This is a genomic window from Pseudomonas sp. NBRC 111132, assembly GCF_001320565.1.
In the GTDB taxonomy this organism is placed as follows: Bacteria; Pseudomonadota; Gammaproteobacteria; order Pseudomonadales; family Pseudomonadaceae; genus Aquipseudomonas; species Aquipseudomonas putida_P.
Genome location: NZ_BCBI01000008.1, coordinates 1 through 17,083, shown reverse-complemented (window position 1 = coordinate 17,083; position 17,083 = coordinate 1). Strand labels below are relative to the sequence as shown.

General features: G+C 63.0%; 17 protein-coding genes. 11 read left to right on the top strand and 6 right to left on the bottom strand.

Annotated features, from left to right (window positions below; genetic code table 11):
- The first annotated feature begins 109 nt into the window (after window positions 1-109).
- From pstS to APH35_RS05625, 9 genes are all read left to right on the top strand, one after another.
- Window positions 110-1,141 carry a phosphate ABC transporter substrate-binding protein PstS gene (gene pstS / locus APH35_RS05665; RefSeq protein ID WP_012272768.1) on the top strand — a complete coding sequence of 344 codons (1,032 nt, stop codon included), beginning with the start codon at window positions 110-112 and terminating at the stop codon, window positions 1,139-1,141.
- A gap of 70 nt (window positions 1,142-1,211) precedes the next feature.
- Window positions 1,212-2,180 (top strand): phosphate ABC transporter permease subunit PstC, encoded by a 969-nt coding sequence (gene pstC / locus APH35_RS05660; protein WP_004574212.1) that lies wholly within the window; start codon window positions 1,212-1,214, stop codon window positions 2,178-2,180.
- Window positions 2,177-3,070: a phosphate ABC transporter permease PstA gene (gene pstA, locus APH35_RS05655; protein WP_012272767.1), complete on the top strand. Its 894-nt coding sequence runs from the start codon at window positions 2,177-2,179 to the stop codon at window positions 3,068-3,070. The genes pstC and pstA overlap by 4 nt, the downstream gene beginning before the upstream one ends.
- A gap of 50 nt (window positions 3,071-3,120) precedes the next feature.
- Window positions 3,121-3,909 (top strand): phosphate ABC transporter ATP-binding protein PstB, encoded by a 789-nt coding sequence (pstB, locus tag APH35_RS05650; RefSeq protein ID WP_012272766.1) that lies wholly within the window; start codon window positions 3,121-3,123, stop codon window positions 3,907-3,909.
- A gap of 94 nt (window positions 3,910-4,003) precedes the next feature.
- Window positions 4,004-4,702: a hypothetical protein gene (locus tag APH35_RS05645; protein WP_012272765.1), complete on the top strand. Its 699-nt coding sequence runs from the start codon at window positions 4,004-4,006 to the stop codon at window positions 4,700-4,702.
- Window positions 4,702-5,301: a hypothetical protein gene (locus APH35_RS05640; protein ID WP_012272764.1), complete on the top strand. Its 600-nt coding sequence runs from the start codon at window positions 4,702-4,704 to the stop codon at window positions 5,299-5,301. Before APH35_RS05645 ends, APH35_RS05640 begins: the two co-directional genes overlap by 1 nt.
- 241 nt (window positions 5,302-5,542) lie before the next feature.
- Window positions 5,543-6,730 carry a porin gene (locus APH35_RS05635; RefSeq protein ID WP_012272763.1) on the top strand — a complete coding sequence of 396 codons (1,188 nt, stop codon included), beginning with the start codon at window positions 5,543-5,545 and terminating at the stop codon, window positions 6,728-6,730.
- Window positions 6,731-6,876: 146 nt separating this feature from the next.
- Window positions 6,877-8,040: a nitric oxide-sensing protein NosP gene (nosP, locus tag APH35_RS05630; protein ID WP_060514377.1), complete on the top strand. Its 1,164-nt coding sequence runs from the start codon at window positions 6,877-6,879 to the stop codon at window positions 8,038-8,040.
- On the top strand, window positions 8,009-9,916 hold the full coding sequence (locus APH35_RS05625) for a PAS domain-containing hybrid sensor histidine kinase/response regulator (RefSeq protein ID WP_012272761.1): 1,908 nt from the start codon (window positions 8,009-8,011) through the stop codon (window positions 9,914-9,916). The genes nosP and APH35_RS05625 overlap by 32 nt, the downstream gene beginning before the upstream one ends.
- Here APH35_RS05625 and APH35_RS05620 read toward each other — a convergent pair.
- The 6 genes from APH35_RS05620 to APH35_RS05595 all read right to left on the bottom strand — a co-directional run bounded on the left by APH35_RS05620 (window position 9,901) and on the right by APH35_RS05595 (window position 15,034).
- Window positions 9,901-10,566, bottom strand: a complete 666-nt coding sequence (locus APH35_RS05620) for a response regulator transcription factor (protein ID WP_012272760.1) — start codon at window positions 10,564-10,566, stop codon at window positions 9,901-9,903. The genes APH35_RS05625 and APH35_RS05620 overlap by 16 nt on opposite strands.
- 58 nt (window positions 10,567-10,624) lie before the next feature.
- The gene (locus APH35_RS05615) at window positions 10,625-11,173 is read right to left on the bottom strand and encodes a PQQ-dependent catabolism-associated CXXCW motif protein (RefSeq protein ID WP_060514376.1); all 549 of its coding nucleotides are present in this window, start codon (window positions 11,171-11,173) and stop codon (window positions 10,625-10,627) included.
- A 137-nt stretch (window positions 11,174-11,310) separates the two neighbouring features.
- A complete protein-coding gene (locus APH35_RS05610) occupies window positions 11,311-12,102 on the bottom strand; it encodes an ABC transporter permease (protein ID WP_012272758.1) in 792 nt (263 codons plus the stop codon).
- Window positions 12,099-12,839 carry an ABC transporter ATP-binding protein gene (locus tag APH35_RS05605; RefSeq protein WP_012272757.1) on the bottom strand — a complete coding sequence of 247 codons (741 nt, stop codon included), beginning with the start codon at window positions 12,837-12,839 and terminating at the stop codon, window positions 12,099-12,101. Before APH35_RS05605 ends, APH35_RS05610 begins: the two co-directional genes overlap by 4 nt.
- Window positions 12,836-13,825 (bottom strand): YVTN family beta-propeller repeat protein, encoded by a 990-nt coding sequence (locus APH35_RS05600; RefSeq protein WP_060514375.1) that lies wholly within the window; start codon window positions 13,823-13,825, stop codon window positions 12,836-12,838. The genes APH35_RS05605 and APH35_RS05600 overlap by 4 nt, the downstream gene beginning before the upstream one ends.
- A gap of 30 nt (window positions 13,826-13,855) precedes the next feature.
- Entirely contained in the window at window positions 13,856-15,034 is a 1,179-nt protein-coding gene (locus tag APH35_RS05595) for an ABC transporter substrate-binding protein (RefSeq protein WP_060514374.1), read from the bottom strand.
- 150 nt (window positions 15,035-15,184) lie between these two features.
- Here APH35_RS05595 and APH35_RS05590 point away from each other — a divergent pair, with 150 nt between their 5' ends.
- Complete coding sequence (locus APH35_RS05590; protein ID WP_012272754.1) at window positions 15,185-16,459, top strand: HAMP domain-containing sensor histidine kinase; 1,275 nt, start codon at window positions 15,185-15,187, stop codon at window positions 16,457-16,459.
- On the top strand, window positions 16,459-17,083 hold a 625-nt coding region (locus APH35_RS05585; protein WP_060514373.1), incomplete at its 3' end, for a response regulator transcription factor. The genes APH35_RS05590 and APH35_RS05585, both read left to right, overlap by 1 nt.

Genomic DNA, 17,083 nt, shown 5'->3' with positions numbered 1-17,083 from the left:
CCGTCATGGCACAGGTAAAGCGCTCTAACACGCGGATGCCATTCAACAGTCACAAAGCTGTAACACAGCTGATGCAAAGTGTGCCGGCCATCACACGGAGCACTTTTTGATGAAACGCCTGATGAAGTCTGCTGCACTCGCCGTTGCGGTTTCCCTTTGCGCCACTTCGGCAGCCTTTGCTGCAGAAAACGTCCGCCTGACTGGTTCCGGCGCCAGCTTCCCTGCACCGATCTACCTGACCTGGTTCAAGGACTTCAGCAAGAACACCGCTGGCGTCACCGTTGACTACCAGTCCAAAGGGAGCGGGGCGGGTGTTCAGGACTTCCTGAACAAAACCGTCGACTTCGCCGCCAGCGACTCGGCCATGAGCGAAGCAGACATTGCCAAGGTTGGCGAAGGCGTGCAGTTGCTGCCAATGACCGCCGGTGAAATCGTCCTGGCTTACAACCTGCCGGGCAACCCGAAAGGGCTGAAGCTGCCGCGCGATGTGTACTCCAACATTTTCCTCGGCAAGATCACCCAGTGGAACGACCCGCAAATCGCCGCGGCCAACCCTGAGCTGAAACTGCCTGCCACCCCGATTACCGTGGTCGTGCGTGCCGACTCCAGCGGTACCACTGCGGTCTTCACCAAGCACCTGTCGGCCATCAACGCTGACTTCAAGCAAGGGTTGGGTGAAGGCAACACCGTCAACTGGCCGGCCACCGACAAGTTCATCAAGTCGCCGAAAAACGATGGCGTAACCGCCACCGTCCGCCAGACCCCAGGTGCCATCGGCTACATCGAGTACGGCTTCGCCAAGCTGGCCAAGGTCGACTTCGCCGTGCTGCAGAACAAGGCTGGCCAATACGTCGTGCCGAATGCCGAGAGCGGTGCCGAAGCACTGGCTGCGGTGAACATGCCGGAAAACCTGGTGGCTTGGCTGCCGGACCCTGACGGTGCCAAGTCCTACCCGATCACTTCCTACACCTGGATGATCTTCCGCAAGGACAACGGCAACCCGGAAAAGGCCAAGGCCATGCGTGAAATGGTCGAGTACAGCCTGACCAAAGGCCAGACCATCGCCGACTCGATGGGTTACATCCCGCTGCCTGCGTCGGTCGTCGACCAGGTGCGTAAAGCGTCCGCCAACATCCAGTAATACCCAGGCGCTCCCGGTATTGGCATGACGCCATGCCGGGGGTGTTTGTCCCTTGTCCCGGAACTCGCCAATGAACACACCCTTTGCCATACCGGATAACCCAGACTCCGCGTGCCAGCCACCGTCTGCGAAAGACTTCCTGGTCGATCGCACCTTCCGTGCGCTTGCGCGCATTGGTGTGGTGCTGGTGCTGGCGCTGGTCTTCGCGCTGGTCTACGAAGTGGGCCGCAAGGCACTGCCTGGCATCGAAAAGCACGGCTTTGACGTGCTGTTTGGCAGCGTCTGGGACGTCAACCAAGGCAAGTACGGTATTCTGCCAGCGATCTGGGGTACGCTTTACAGCGCCTTGATCGCCCTGTTGATCGCCGGTTTCTTCGGCGTCAGCATGGCCATTTTCCTTACCCAGGATTTTCTTCCGGCCAAGCTCGCCGCGGTGTTTCGCACCATCGTCGAGCTGCTCGCCGCCATCCCCAGCGTGGTCTATGGCCTGTGGGGCATCTATGTGGTCATCCCGGCAATTCGCCCGCTGACCGCCTGGTTGAACAGCGAGCTGGGCTGGATCCCGTTTTTCGGTACCTCCCTCAGTGGCCCCGGCCTGCTGCCAGCGGCGCTGGTACTGGCGATCATGATCCTGCCGACCATCGCTGCGGTTTCCCAGGATGCGCTGACCAGCGTGCCGATGAAAACCAAGCAGGCTGCCTATGGCATGGGGACTACCCATTGGGAAGCCATCCTCAAGGTGATGGTGCCATCGGCCGCTACCGGCATCTTCGGATCGCTGGTGCTGGGCCTGGGCCGTGCGCTGGGTGAAACCATGGCGCTGGCCATGCTGGTCGGCAACGCCAACACCATTTCCCTTTCCTTGTTCGCCCCGGCCAATACCCTGGCGGCGCTGTTGGCGCTGAACTTCCCGGAGGCCGGCCCCAACGAGGTCGAAGTGCTGATGTACGCGGCACTGGTGCTGATGTTCATCACGCTGCTGGTGAACGTGCTCGGCTCGATGATCATGCTCTACGCCCAGCGGGGTAACAAACAATGACTGACCTGACGACCCCTGTGGCCGCGTTGCCCAGCCTGCAGCGCAAGCTGGAAGGCCGTGCCCTGCGCAGCCTGGTATTGACCACCCTGGCCTGGCTGGCGGCGCTGGTGGCCAGCGTGCCGCTGATTTCCGTGCTGTACATGCTGATCACTCGTGGTGGTGCACGCCTTAACCTGGAAGTGTTCACCGAGTTGCCGCCCACCGGCTTCGAGATGGGTGGCGGTTTTGGCAACGCCATGGCCGGCACGTTCGTCATGGTCGGTATTGCCGCCGCTATCGCGGTACCGGTCGGTATCCTGGCCGCGGTGTTCCTGGCCGAGCTAGGCCCGGACAGCAAACTGGCCAACGCCGCGCGCTTTGCCGCCAAGATGCTTACCGGCCTGCCGTCGATCCTGGCCGGCGTGTTTGCCTACGCCCTGGTGGTGATGACCACCGGTACCTACTCGGCACCGGCAGGCGGTGTGGCCCTGGCGGTGCTGATGCTGCCGATCGTGGTGCTGACCGCCGAAGAGTCGATGAAGATGGTGCCCAAGATCATGAAGGACGCTGCCTACGGCATGGGCTGCACCCGCGCCCAGGTGATCTGGAAGATTGTTTTGCCCACCGGCCTACCGGCCATCCTCACCGGCGTGATGCTGGCCGTGGCCCGCGCCGCTGGTGAAACCGCGCCACTGCTGTTCACCGCACTGTTCAGTAACTACTGGATCTACCACGACGGTAGCCTGGCGGTCATGAACCCTACGGCCTCGCTCGCCGTGCTGATTTACAACTTCTCCGGCATGCCGTTCGACAACCAGCTCGAGCTCGCCTGGGCGGCCTCGCTGGTGCTGGTAATGATCGTGCTGGTCATCAACATTCTGAGCCGAGTCTTCGGCAAGCCCAAGTATTGAGAAAGGGAGCATCCAACTTGAACGTATCCACTGCGCAAAGAGCCGCTCCCATGGTCAGTGAAGCTACCCCGATCGTCATGGACTGCAAGCTGGACAAGATTTTCTACGGCAATTTCATGGCCGTGCGTGACAGCCATGTACCGATCCGCAAGAACGAGATCACCGGCTTCATCGGGCCGTCGGGCTGCGGCAAGAGTACCGTGCTGCGTAGCCTGAACCGCATGAACGACCTGGTGAAGGGCTTCCGCTTCGAAGGCCATGTGCACTTCCTGGGCCAGGACGTTTATGGCAAGGGCGTTGACCCGGTGGTGGTACGCCGCTACATCGGCATGGTGTTCCAGCAGCCCAACCCGTTCTCGATGAGCATCTTCGACAACGTCGCCTTCGGCCTGCGCCTGAACCGCTACAAAGGCGACTTGGGTGACCGCGTGAAGCACGCCTTGCAAGGCGCCGCGCTGTGGGACGAAGTGAAGGACAAGCTCAAGGTCAGCGGCCTGTCGCTGTCCGGTGGCCAGCAGCAGCGCCTGTGCATTGCCCGTGCCATTGCCACCGAGCCAGAAGTGCTGTTGCTGGACGAGCCGTGCTCGGCGCTCGACCCGATCGCTACCCGCCGGGTGGAAGAGCTGATGGTCGAGCTGAAGAAGGACTACACCATCGCGCTGGTGACCCACAACATGCAGCAGGCGATTCGTGTGGCCGACACCACGGCGTTCTTCTCGGTCGATATCTCCCAGGGCACGCGCACCGGCTACCTGGTCGAGATGGGCCCTACCGCGCAGATTTTCCAGAACCCGCGCGAACAACTGACCAGCGACTACATCAGCGGCAAATTCAGCTGAGCCATGCATGCCCAAGGTGGCCGGGTGTCGCAGCCAGGGAGGTTGCAACATCTGTCCGCGTTACCTTCCGTTAAAGTGTTACCCAGGATTTCCAATGCGAGCGATGCGTCGTCTTGATCTGTCAGCGGTAGAGCGCGCACTGCGCGAGGTGCAGGGCCGCTTTGCAGAACTCAGCCAGCATTTCACCGAACCGCGCGACCCGTTCACCGACGAGGTGCTGCTGAATGTGCTTGAAGGCTATGCCCTGATTGACGACTATGTCGCTCGCGGTATCGACCTTTTCGACCTGCAACAGCTGAACCTGATGCTGGAAATCAATGCCACCGTGCTGTGCGGCAGCGACCCGGCCCGCCGCCTGGAGTTCGCCCCGCACCTTGCCGCAACCGAGGCGCACTTTTTCAACAACGTGGAAGGTGGCATCAAGGATTTGTACAACTGGTACTGCTCGTACCGCAGCGATTCGATCTGGAAGCGGGCAGCCGGTGTGTATGTACGTATCCTCAGCAAACCGCAGCTGTTCATCGAAGGCAACAACCGCACCGGTTCGCTCATCGTCAGCTACTTGCTGATGCGTGCCGGGCTGCCGCCATTCGTGCTGTCGCTGGATAACGCCGAGGGTTACTTCAACCCGTCCTCGGTCATACGCAACTCCGCTAAACACGGTGTCAAGGCTTTGTACGAACTCCCCAAGATCAAGAAAAAGTACGCCGCTTTCCTTGAAGCGAAGGCGCCTGAGCCCGGCAAGTTCTTCCTGAGCGGCACACCCGTGCCCGCCTGTGAGGGGCGCCGCTGATGCAACGGTCATCCATGTTCGCACGCGGGCGCCAAGCCATCGAACGCAAGCTCAAGCGTGGCCAGGTGCGCATTTCGTTCGATATCGACGACACGCTCGCCTGCCTGCCCGAGCACGCCGCCGCCGAAGACAGCAAGCTGCCAACCTTCGTCCACCGCTGGCTCGGCGAGCCCCTGCGCAGCGGCACCCGTTCGCTGATTCGCGATCTGCGCCGCCAAGGCTGCAGCATCTGGATCTACACCTCGTCGGGGCGCACCCCGGCTTACATCCGCCGCTGGTTGATGCTGTACGGCATCCATGTCGATGGCGTGGTCAACAGTGACCGGCACCAGCACATCCTGGCGCAGAAAGGCCTGGAAAATTCGCCGTCCAAGCTGCCATCGGCGTTCGACATCGACCTGCATGTCGATGATTCCGAAGGTGTGCGGCTGGAGGGCGTCGACCACGGTTTTCGCGTGGTGGTGGTGTGCCCGAAGGATGAAAACTGGGCGCAGAAGGTGATGGACGCGGCGGCCGATGTGCAGGCGCGGCTGGCCTGGCAACAACCGCACCGTTATGAGATGCCCGTGCGCCAACGCTCGCAGGCGCTGGCTTCCTGAAGTAACGCGATAAGGGGGCCGCAAGGCGGCCCCCAGTTCGTTCAGGCGTATTGATACCCGCCTGCTACTGATGTGTACACCCTAAGTCTTGCGTCCCGGCCCAGGCAGGTACTGGGTCCGAATCATCACGCCATACCCGCCGCTCCAAAGCACCCACCCAATCGCGCCAAAGCAGCGTATCTGGCAATTTGCCCACTTCTGATAATCGCCTCCGACATCCAGTCCCCGTTTGGAGCGCGCCATGCACAACAACAATAAGCACCTGCCGCCTCGTTTCCTCGCCGCCGCCATTGCCAGTGTTTCTGCCCTGGGCCTGAGCGGTGTCGCCGAGGCCGAGATCATGCTGTACGACAAGGACCAGACGACGTTTTCCACCGATGGCTATATCAACGCCTTCTACGTCAACAGCAAGGTCGACCGTGAGGGCGAACAGTTCGACCGCCGCCAATCGCGGGTGAAAATGGGTTTCTTGCCCAACTACCTGGGTTTCAACATGGGCAAGCAGGTGGATGACCTCAAGCTCGGTGCGCGTGCCTCGTTCTGGGTAACCATCAACGACAGTGAAACCAACGGCACCGACACCGCCATCGACGTGCGTCAGTTCTACGGCACGGTGGCCAACCCCGAATGGGGCGAGGTGCTGATCGGCAAGGACTTCGGGCTGTTCGCTCGTTCCAACATCCTGCTCGACGAACTGCTGGCCGGTTATGGCCAGGTCAGCGACACGCTGGGGCTGGTGGATGGCGGCGGGGTTTCGTTCGGCAACATCGGCAGCGGCTACCCGTACCCGTTCCCCACCTCGCAGATCACCTACCGCACCCCGGTGATGGACGGCCTGCGGGTGGCGGTGGGCATCATGGACCCGGTGGACACCAACGACAGCAGCCCCACCGGCAAGGCCTACCAGGAAAACCCCCGCACCGAGAGCGAGATCACCTACCAGTTCGACCTGGGTGGCGCGCAGATCTACAGCTGGGTCAACGGCAGTTACCAGACCTCTGACAACACGGACTCGACAGTAGAGACGATCACCTCCAAAGGGGTGGGGTACGGGGTGCAGGCGAAAATGGGCGGCTGGTCGCTGACCGGTTCTGGGTTCCAGGCCAAGGGCATCAACCCATTCTTCACCAACAATGCTGGCGAACCGGTGTTGCGCAATGTCGACAGTGACGGCTACCTGCTGCAGGGCTCGTACAAGTTCGGCAAGAACCGCGTGGCGCTGTCCTATGGCAAGACCAAGGACGATGGCAATGGGGCGGTGGGCAGCGGGGCAGACTACGAAACCCGCGGCGTGGCGTTGTTCCACGACATCAACGACAACCTCAAACTGGTGGCCGAGTACAACCAGTTCTCCATTGACGGGCATGACACCAGTGCCCAGAACGAAGACACCGATACCTTTGCGGTGGGCGCGGTGCTGACCTGGTGAGTGGTGGGGGCCGCGAAGCGGCCCCTGCAATGACAGGCTGACAACAGTACTCCCATGGAACCGCCCACCCGCTACCCAAGTAGCATTCGTCCCCCGTACCCACCTTCGTACACTGATCCCTCAGCCACCCCGCGCCGGAGACCACGATGCAGCAGGCCCAAAACGACGGTGTGGTCAGCGCCATGTCCCAGGCAACCGACGCACGGCTGGCAGCTCAGGACCTGGCGCGGCAGTTGCTGCACCCGCACTTGGGTTTCGTGTTGTTCTTCTGTTCCGCCGAATACGACTTGCAGGCCTTGGGCGAAGCGTTGGAGCAGGATTTTGGCGGTATTCGACTGGTCGGTTGCACCAGCGCCGGCGAAATCACCCCGCAAGGCTACGGCCGTAATTGCGTGACGGCGGTGGGCTTCGATCACCGGCACTTTTCCATCGCCACCGAGTTGATCGATGAAATGGAGCGCTTCAGCCTGATCGATGCGCAGCAGATGGTCGAGCGCCTGGTCGGCACCTGCCGCAGCAATACCCTGGCGCCCATCAAGGGCCACAGCTTTGCCCTGACCCTGCTCGATGGATTGTCCAGCCGCGAGGAGATGGTGCTCGCGGCCCTTAGCGCAGCACTGGGGGAAATCCCGCACTTCGGTGGATCGGCCGGTGATGACAACTACCTGAACCGCACCCATGTGTACTACGCCGGAGCATTCCACAACGGCGCAGCGGTGGTGGTGCTGGTCAACACCTGGCTGGACTTTGAAGTGTTCACCACGCACCACATTCTGCCGCGCCAGGAAAAACTGGTGGTCACCGGGGCCGACAGTGCTCAGCGCCGGGTTTTCGAACTGAATGCCGAGCCCGCTGCCGAGGAGTACGCCCGCCATATCGGCGTGCCGGTGGCCGCACTTGATCACCGGGTGTTCGCCGCCCACCCGCTGGCGGTACGCATTCACGATCAGTACTACGTGCGGGCGATCCAGCAGGTGCACCCGGACCTGAGCCTGAGCTTCTACTGCGCGGTGGAGAACGGCATCGTGCTGACGGCCATGACCCCAGGCCCGTTGTTGCCGAACCTGCACCAGCTATTCGACGGTTTGCACCAGCGGCTCGGCCCGTTGCTGCTGACCATCGGTTGTGATTGCTTCCTGCGGCGCCTGGAACTGGAGGCCCGGCACGGCCTGGAGCCAGTCGGTGCGTTCCTGCGCGAGCAACGGGTGATTGGCTTCAACACCTACGGAGAACAGTTCAATGGCATGCACATCAACCAGACCTTTACCGGGGTCGCCATTGCCCGCAACCGGCCGCCTGTCGGTCGCTGAACTGCAGGCCGAGGTTACCCGGCTGCAGCATCAGAACCACAAGCTGCAGCGCATCAACGGCGCGCTGATCGAACGCATCGAGTCCGGGGTAACCCGTGGCAACGACCCTTACGCCGCTTTCCAGCATTCGGTGGTGCTGGCCGAGCAGGTGCGTGAACGCACCGATGCGCTGAACCAGGCCATGGCGGAACTCAAGGCCGTCAACCGCTTGCTCAGCGAGGCCCGGCAGCGTGCCGAGACTGCCCACCAGCACCAGATTCGCCTGATCACCGACAACGTCCCGGCACTGATCGCTTACCTGAACGCAGATCTGGTCTATGAGTTCACCAACAAGGTTTACGAAGAATGGTATTGCTGGCCGCACGGCGTGATGCTTGGCCAGAGCCTGCGTGAGGCCCACAGCGAGCAGCATTACCAGCGCCTGGAAGCCTATGTGGCACGTGCGCTGGCGGGGGAGAGCGTAACCTTCGAGTTTGCCGAAACCAATATCAACGGCCAGGAGCGCTACATGCTGCGCTCCTACGTGCCTAACCGCCTGGCCAGCGGCGAAGTGGTGGGTATTTTCGTGCTGATCCGCGACATCACCGAACGCCGCAACACCGCCCAGGCGCTGCACCAGGCCTATCAGCACCTTGAGCAACGGGTGCGCGAACGCACCGCCGAGCTGACCAGCCTCAACGACCAGTTGCTGCGCGAAATCGAAGAGCGCAGCCAGGCGGAATCGCGCCTGCGCGAGGCCAAGCGCGAAGCTGAACAGGCCAACCTGTCGAAAACCAAGTTTTTGGCCGCAGTCAGCCATGACCTGCTGCAACCGCTGAACGCGGCGCGGTTGTTCACCAGCGCGCTGCTCGAACGCCGTGAGCCGCAGAACGCTGGCCACCTGGTGCGCAATGTCAGCAACTCGCTGCAGGATGTGGAGAACCTGCTCGGCACCCTGGTGGATATATCCAAGCTCGATGCCGGCGTGATCAAAGCGGATGTCGCCCCGTTCGCTCTCAGCGAGTTGATGGACAACCTAGCCGCCGAATACGCCCAGGTGGCGCGCAGCGAAGGGCTGGCGCTGCACTTCGTGGGCTGTTCTGCCGTGGTGCGCAGCGACATCCAGTTGCTGGCGCGCATTCTGCGCAACCTGCTCAGCAATGCCATCCGTTATACCCGCAGCGGGCGTGTGGTGCTGGGGTGTCGGCGCCTGCGTGGTGGCCTGCGGATCGAGGTATGGGACAGTGGCATCGGCATTGCCGAGGAGCACCTGGAAGACATGTTCCTGGAATTCAAGCGCGGTGATGTGCAACGCCCGGACCAGGACCGCGGGCTGGGCCTGGGCCTGGCGATCGTGGAGAAGATCGCCGGCATCCTCGGCCACCGGATCCGCGTGCGTTCGTGGCTTGGCAAAGGTTCTGTGTTCGCGGTCGAAGTGCCGCTGAGCGCCACGGCACCCAAGGCCCAACCGAGCCAGGCGATGTGCGAGCCGATGCTCGAGCGCCTGCGTGGTGCACGGGTGTGGGTGCTGGATAACGATGCGGCGATTTGCGCCGGCATGCGCACCTTGCTGGAGGGTTGGGGTTGCCAGGTGGTCACCGCGTTGTCGGAGGAAGACCTGGCGCGCCAGGTGGACAACTACCACGCCGAGGCCGACCTGTTGATTGCCGACTACCACCTGGACAACGATTGCAATGGTGTCGATGCGGTGGCGCGGATCAATGCCCGCCGCGCCCAGCCGCTACCGGCACTGATGATCACCGCCAACTACAGCAACGACCTCAAGCAACAGATCCGTGAGCTAGGCCACACCCTGATGCACAAGCCGGTGCGGCCGATGAAGCTCAAGACAGCGATGAGCCATTTGCTGGCCGGTGCAGGTCAACGCCGTAGGTAATCGGCGAAATCGATATCGCCGGCACTCAGGATCGCCTGCACCCGGTTGTGCACATTGAGTTTGCGCAATATCGCCGAAACGTGGGCCTTGACCGTGGTTTCGGCGATATCCAGGGTGTAGGCAATCTGTTTGTTCGATTCGCCTTTGGTCATGCGCTCGAGCACCAGCAGCTGCTTGCGGGTCAGGGCCTGGAGCATTTCCGGCGGGAAGCTCGGGGCGTCGTTGTGGCGCCGGCTGGTGCTGCTTTTCTGGGCGCGGATGATGTCGGGTGGCAGGTACACATTGCCATTGAGGATTTGCTCGATCGCTTCGATCATCTGTGAGCGTGGCGAGGACTTGGTGATGAAACCCACGGCGCCGTAGGTAATGGCCTGCAGCACGATTTGCTTTTCCTGCTCGGCCGAAACGATCACCACCGGCGTGGTCGGTGCCTCGTTGCGCAGGGTGATCAGGCCGTTGAGGCCATGCATGCCGGGCATGTTCAGGTCGAGCAGGATCAGGTCGAGGTCGTCGTGTGCCTGAGTCAGTGCCAAGGCGCTGTCCAGGTCGGCGGTTTCCATGACTTCACTGCCCTGGAAACCATCGCTGATGACGTTGTGGATGGCTTCGCGAAACAGGGGGTGATCGTCGGCAATCAAAATTTTGTACATGGCCTTTTCACCTTGTTTTTATTGGATGGAGCGGGGCACGCATGCGCAGGCAGGCAATTCAGGGGAAGGGCACTGGTTGCGCCGGCTGCAATGGCAGGTTGGCTTGCTGCCAGGCATCCACGCCGTCGCGGTACCAATACAGGTTGTTATAGCCCAGGGCTTTCGCGCGTTTTACCGCGTTCCAGCTTAACCAGCAATCGGAGCGGCAGTAAAACACCAGTGGTTGCTCCGGGTGACCGGCGCTGGCTTTGTGCAGGTTACGCACGAAGTAGTCCTGCCAGGCCTGGGTCAGTTCGCCGTCGCCGGTGTTGGCCAGCCATAGGCTGCCGGGGAGGTTGGCGTGCGGCTCGTCTTCGATGAAGCGCCCTTGCAGCCATTGGCGGCGATAGACGTCGATCAGCACCGGCTTGGGGGTTTGGCCCAGCAGGTGCTGCAGCGTGGCGGTGTCGATGACCTGGCCGCCTTCGACCTGTTGCGGGGTCGGGCTGCGGTAAAGGGTGGCGCGATAGCCCTCGGCGGTAAACAACGGCGCGGTGTCGGCGTGGGCGATACCCAGTGACAGACACAGCGTAAGGGCAGCCAGCAGGGGGCGCGGGGCACGTGGCATGGTTTTATCCTTTTTGTTATAGGCCCATTACATGCCAGTGGTGGTGCGTTGTGAATGCGACGATCAGACAGCAAAGGCAGTACTAAAGTAGTAGGCGGCCGCCGCCACAAGAAAGGCGCACTCACAGGCCTGGTTGATCAGCGGGGCTTGCGCAGCGCCGCATGCTGGGGGTTGAAGGTGAGTATCGCCAGCAGCGTGAACAATGCGGTCAACCCGAGGCACACCACCAGTGCCAGCAGGTTCAGGCGCTCATAGAGCGCATACCGCACCAGCTCCACGGCATGGCTGAACGGGTTCACAGCGCACAGCCAATACAGCCACTGGCTGGCCTCGCGCATCTTCCACAGCGGATACAACGCTGAAGACAGGAAAAACAGCGGGAAAATCACGAAATTCATCACCCCGGCAAAGTTCTCCAGTTGGCGAATCGCGTTCGACAGCAACAGCCCCAGGGCGCTGAGCATGAAGGCCACCAGCAACAAGGCCGGCAACGCCAGCAGCAAGCCCGCAGCCGGTGGCTGCACGCCGTACAGCCAGGCGATGGCGAGGAAGGCATAGACTTGCAGCAGGGATATCAACGAGGTCGCCAACAGCTTGCTGGCCAGCAGAAACGGCCGGGGTAACGGGCTGGTCAGCAATACGCGCATGCTGCCCATCTCGCGGTCATACACCATCGACAGTGAGCCCTGCATGCCGTTGAACAACAGAATCATGCCGGCCAGGCCCGGAATGATGTACACCTCGTAGGGGATGTAGGTGTCGTAAGGCTCGATGATGGCAATGCCCAGCGCCGCGCGAAAGCCGGCTGCGAACACCAGCAACCACAGCAGTGGGCGCACCAGGGCGCTGAGCAGGCGCGTGCGCTGCAACACGAAGCGCAGCCATTCGCGCAGCATGATGCCGTTGAAACATTGCCAGTAGGCGTTCATTGGGCGTCGGCTCCTGAAGGGGTGCTGGTCAGGCGGGCAAAGGCGTTGTCGAGGTCGCCGCCGTGCTCCAGGCTCAGCGCATCGGCCGTGCCACTGGCCACCAGGCGCCCCTGATGCAGTATCAACAGGTCATCGCTGGGCTGCACTTCGTCCAGCAGGTGGGTGGCCCACAACACACTCAGTTGCTGCTCGCGGCACAGCCGACGCAGGTGCTGGTTGAGCGCCAGGCGGCTGGCCGGGTCGAGGCCCACACTGGCCTCGTCGAGCAGTAGCAGGCGTGGTTCATGCAGCAGCGCGCGGGCAATTTCCACCCGGCGGCGATGGCCGATGTTCAGCTCGCGCACTCGATCGCGCCGGCGCTCGCCAAGGCCTTGGCGGGCCAGTTCGGCTTCGACGCGCTGGTCGCTCTGGCGCCGCGACAGGCCATGCAACGCGGCGTGGTAGCGCAGGTTTTGTTCAACGCTCAGGTCCAGGTCCAGGGTGCTTTGTTGAAACACCACGCCCAACTGGCGCAATGCCGGGCGTGCAGCGTTGCGCAGCGAGCAGCCGCACACGCGGATGTCGCCGTGCTGCAGGTCGTACAGCCGGGTAAGCAGGGCGATCAAGGTCGATTTGCCGGCACCATTGGGGCCCAGCAACGCGGCAAAACGCCCGGGCGCCAGGCTGAAACCGACCTGCCGGAGTGCCTCGCGCGCGCCATAGGCAAAGCTCACGTCACTTACATCGAGGGCGTTCATGGTGTCACCACCACACCCCAGGGGTAGCGCCCGACCTTAACCGACTTGAGCACCTTGAGGTTCTTCACATCGATGACCGAAACGTCGCCGCTGACACCGTTGGTGGCCAGCAACTGGCTTTGGTCCGGAGTAAAGGCCAACTGCCAGACTCGCCGCCCGACCAGCAGGTAGTCGAGTACCTCGTAGGTCTTGGCATCGATCACCGCCACATGATTGGCCGGGCCCAGGGCGACGAAGGCGTACTTGCCATCGGCGCTGAGCTTGATGCCCACCGGCTGGACCTTGTCCGGGTGCACGCCCTTGATCTGGAAGTTCAGGGTTTTCAGCACCTGGCGCGTGGCCACGTCGAGGATGGTCACCGTGCCGCCGATTTCCGCCGAGGCCCACAGTTTCGAGCCGTCCTTGTCGAACTCGACGAAGCGCGGGCGTTGATCGACCAGGGTGCTGTCGGCCAGGGTCTGGGTGCTGGTGTCGATCCAGTGCAGCATGTTGGTGGTTTCGCTGGTGTTGACCGCCCATTTGCCGTCGGGGCTGACCGCCATGCCTTCAGGTTCGATGCCGACGTCGATCTGCCCGAGCACCTTGTCGGTCACGGTGTCGATCACCGTCACCAGCGCATCGTCTTCGTTGGACACATACAGCCAGCGGTCATTGGGGTGCAGGGCGAACTGCTCGGGGTCCTTGCCGGAGGGCAGCTCCTTGATGATCTTGCGGGTGGCCACGTCCATCACTTGCACCCGGTCCGAATCGCTGGCGCAGATGTACAGCAGCTTGTTGTCGTGGGACAGCAGCAGGCCGCGCGGGCGCTGGCCCACCGGCAGGGTTTCGGTGACTTGCAGTGTTTGCATGTCGATCAGGCTGAGGCTGTTGTCCTTTTCGTTGGAGACCCAGGCGGTGGCCGCCGTGGCGTGCCCGCAGGCCAGCGCCAGGGCGCCCGACAGCAGGCTGGGGTAGAGCAGGGCCCGGTGGAAGAGGGGGCGGCGCATGGCAAATTCCTTATTGTTGTGGTTGTTGGGTCAGGGGTAGCTGCACGTCACTTCGGGCTTGTCGTAGCCCAGGCTGTCCATTTCATTGAAGGGATGCAGGAAGCCCTCCTGCGGCGAGGTGCTGACCAGGGCCCGCGGCTGCACCAGCGCAATCGGCTGGCGCAGTTCACCGTTCCATGGGCGGTAACTGAGCTTGCGGCCCTTGAAGCCGTCCAACGGCAACTGCTCGCTGAGCAGCAGTTGCTGCAGCGCGCGTGGTTCGGCCTGGCGCAGCTTGCTGGCCGCGCTGGCGACGCTGCGCACAGCCATCCAGGCGGCGAAGTCGCGGTCGTTCATCCAGCGCCCGGCCTGGGCCTCGAAGCGCTTTTGCAGCTGGGCCGCACCGAAGGTTTCCACGGTCTTGTGCCAGCCCGTGGGGGTCAGGCCCTGGGTGCCGGCCACCGGGCGCGGGTACCAGGTCTGGTAGGGCAGGTATTCGCCGAAGTCGCCGCGTTCGTCAGCCACCAGCACCACGTCGTATTCGGCGGTTTGGGTGAACAACGGCATGTCGGCCTGGGCGCTGCGGCGCTGGTCGTTGTCGAAGGTCCAGGTTTTTTCCGCGACCAGTTGCACACCAAAACGCTTCAGTGCGCGGCGCAGGGCGTCGGCGTAGGCTTTGTCGTCCTTGGTCTGGCCGACCACCAGCAGCGCCCGCTGCCACTTGCGCAGCACCAGGAACTGCACCAGGGCATCGGCCAGCATGGCCCGGCCCGGCAGGCTGTGCAGCACATTGCCCAGGCACTGGCTGCTGCGCAGGCTGTCGTCAGGGCTGCCGGCATTGAACAACAGGCTGTCGGGCAGGGCGGCGGACAGCGCGCGCAGGCTGGCTGCTGGGGCGTTCACCACGAACAGGCGCAGGCCTTGGTCATGCTGGGCGTTGGCGGCCTGCAGCAGGGCCTCGGGGCTGTCGACCGTGGCGCTGGTCAGCTGGAAGTGCTGTTTCAGGAAGCGCCCGGTGCTGTTGCTGTCGACAATCGCCAGTTCCGCCCCTTGCAGGCCGGCGTCGGCAGGCTCGGGGATGATGTTGGACAGCAGTGGGCCGGGGTCGGGGCGATAGCCCAGGTAGCCAATGCGCACCTGCAACGGTTCTGCAGCGCACACCAAGGGCGCCGACAACGTCGCGGCCAGGGCCAGCAGGCAGGTCAAGGCAAGTTGGGCAGGCTGGCGCATAACACACTCCACGGCAGATGGCGCCAGCATAGGAACCCCGCCGGGAGGGGGAAATATGCAGAAAGTAGCGCTCGGCCGGTACCAAGGTAGTAATTCACCGCGCAGGCCACGGTTTTACGATGGGCCGCAGCGCCCCGAGGAGAACCGCCCATGCGCCTCATCAACCTGTCTGCCCTGTGGCGTATCAACCTTTGGGTCACCTTCTGCTTTGCCCTGGTGACGCTGGCGTGCGCCGGGGTGCTGTTGCACCAGGCGGTGGCGGACGTCGAGCGTGAGTTGCAGTCCGCCGAAGCCGTGGTGGCGTACCTTGGCGACACTGCCGAGCGTGACCCGGCGAGCCTGCAACCCGGCCTGACCGAGCGCTTGCGCCATGTGCGGGTGCACTGGCTGGCGCCGGGTGAAGCTGCACAGCTTCCACACCAAGGCGGTGTCGATGCCTGGCTGGGGCGTCAGCTGTTCGGCGAGCGCGATCACAGCAGTCGGCTGCTGGCGCTGAGTGACGGGCGCCGAGTGTTGATAGCCGTGGATGCGCGGGATGAAATCGACGAAGTCTGGGATTCGCTGCAGCAACTGCTGAGCCTGTGCGGCTTGGCCCTGTTGTTGAGCCTGTTGACCATCCGCTGGGCGGTGCGGCGTGCCATGGGCCTGCTGGAGGAATTGCTGGGTGCCTTGCGCCAGGTTTCAGGCGGGCAATTGACAGCACGCCTGCGCGAAGCCGGCCTGCCGGAAGCGCGCCAGTTGGCGGAACACTTCAACCGCATGGCTGCCACGCTGGAGCAGGCCCAGGCTGACAATGCCCACCTGACCCAAGCCCTGTTGGCGGTGCAGGAACAAGAGCGTACCCAGCTGGCGCAGACCCTGCACGATGACCTGGGGCAGTACCTGGCCGGCATGCGTGCTCAGCTCTGCCTGTTGCGCATGGTGGCCGATCAGCCTGCGGTGGTGACGCAGACGGCGCACGCCCTCGAATTCAATTGCGAGCGCTTGCAGCAGGGTTTTCGCGCGCTGGTGCACAACCTGTACCCCGTGGCGCTGCACTACATGCCGCTGGCCGAGGCTTTCGGCCTGCTGGTGAGCCAGTGGCAGGCCAGCCAGGGCATCGAATGCCGGCTACGGGTTGGCGAGCACTTGCCGGCGCTGCCTGGGCCGAGCAGAACGCACTTGTACCGCTTGCTGCAGGAGGCGCTGACCAACGTCGCCCGGCATGCCGGCGCCAGCCAGGTGCGGGTACGTCTGCAGCGCAGTGCCAAGGGTTTGCGCCTGTTCATTCGCGACAATGGCTGCGGCGCACGCCCGCCCCAGCGCCCAGGGCTAGGTTTGCACTCGATGGCCGAGCGCGCCCGTAGCCTGGGCGGGGAGCTGCGTATTTTCAGCCGCCCGGGTGGCGGCTGGGCGCTGGCCCTGAACATTCCCAAGGAGGTGTGATGAATATCGTGTTGGTGGATGACCATGCCGTGGTCCGCCAGGGCTACGCCAGCCTGCTGCGGGCGGTGCTGCCGTTGATGCAGGTGCGTGAGGCTGCCAGTGGTGAAGAGGCGCTGGCCCGGGTGCAGGAGCAAGTCCCCAACCTGGTGATCATGGACTTTGGCCTGCCCGGTATCAGTGGCCTGGAAACCACCCGCCGCCTGCGCCAGCGCCTGCCGCAACTGCGGGTACTGTTTTTCAGCATGCACGACGAGCTGCCGCTGGTGCGTCAGGCGCTGGACGCGGGGGCCTCGGGCTACCTGACGAAGAACTCGGCGCCCGAGGTGTTGATCGAGGCGGTGCAGCGGGTGATGGCCGGGCATGCCTACATCGAGCAGCCTCTGGCCACCCAGTTGGCGTGCACGTCACAGCAGAGCGCCAGTGATCCACGGTTGCAGCGCATGACCCAGCGCGAGCTGGAGATTTTCACGATGCTGGCCAAGGGGACGCCGATGCGGGTGATTGCCGAGCAGTTGTGTATCAGTGCCAAGACCGTGTCCAACCACCTGACCTTGCTCAAGAGCAAGTTGCAGGTCAGCTCGCATGCCGAGCTGGTGCACCTGGGGATCGACCTTGGGGTGGTAC

Bases quoted from the DNA above. Each gene is read 5' to 3' on its own strand.
- pstS (WP_012272768.1), top strand. From the start codon at position 110: ATGAAACGCCTGATGAAGTCTGCTGCACTCGCCGTTGCGGTTTCCCTT.
- pstC (WP_004574212.1), top strand. From the start codon at position 1,212: ATGAACACACCCTTTGCCATACCGGATAACCCAGACTCCGCGTGCCAG.
- pstA (WP_012272767.1), top strand. From the start codon at position 2,177: ATGACTGACCTGACGACCCCTGTGGCCGCGTTGCCCAGCCTGCAGCGC.
- pstB (WP_012272766.1), top strand. From the start codon at position 3,121: ATGGTCAGTGAAGCTACCCCGATCGTCATGGACTGCAAGCTGGACAAG.
- APH35_RS05645 (WP_012272765.1), top strand. From the start codon at position 4,004: ATGCGAGCGATGCGTCGTCTTGATCTGTCAGCGGTAGAGCGCGCACTG.
- APH35_RS05640 (WP_012272764.1), top strand. From the start codon at position 4,702: ATGCAACGGTCATCCATGTTCGCACGCGGGCGCCAAGCCATCGAACGC.
- APH35_RS05635 (WP_012272763.1), top strand. From the start codon at position 5,543: ATGCACAACAACAATAAGCACCTGCCGCCTCGTTTCCTCGCCGCCGCC.
- nosP (WP_060514377.1), top strand. From the start codon at position 6,877: ATGCAGCAGGCCCAAAACGACGGTGTGGTCAGCGCCATGTCCCAGGCA.
- APH35_RS05620 (WP_012272760.1), bottom strand. From the start codon at position 10,566: ATGTACAAAATTTTGATTGCCGACGATCACCCCCTGTTTCGCGAAGCC.
- APH35_RS05615 (WP_060514376.1), bottom strand. From the start codon at position 11,173: ATGCCACGTGCCCCGCGCCCCCTGCTGGCTGCCCTTACGCTGTGTCTG.
- APH35_RS05610 (WP_012272758.1), bottom strand. From the start codon at position 12,102: ATGAACGCCTACTGGCAATGTTTCAACGGCATCATGCTGCGCGAATGG.
- APH35_RS05605 (WP_012272757.1), bottom strand. From the start codon at position 12,839: ATGAACGCCCTCGATGTAAGTGACGTGAGCTTTGCCTATGGCGCGCGC.
- APH35_RS05600 (WP_060514375.1), bottom strand. From the start codon at position 13,825: ATGCGCCGCCCCCTCTTCCACCGGGCCCTGCTCTACCCCAGCCTGCTG.
- APH35_RS05595 (WP_060514374.1), bottom strand. From the start codon at position 15,034: ATGCGCCAGCCTGCCCAACTTGCCTTGACCTGCCTGCTGGCCCTGGCC.
- APH35_RS05590 (WP_012272754.1), top strand. From the start codon at position 15,185: ATGCGCCTCATCAACCTGTCTGCCCTGTGGCGTATCAACCTTTGGGTC.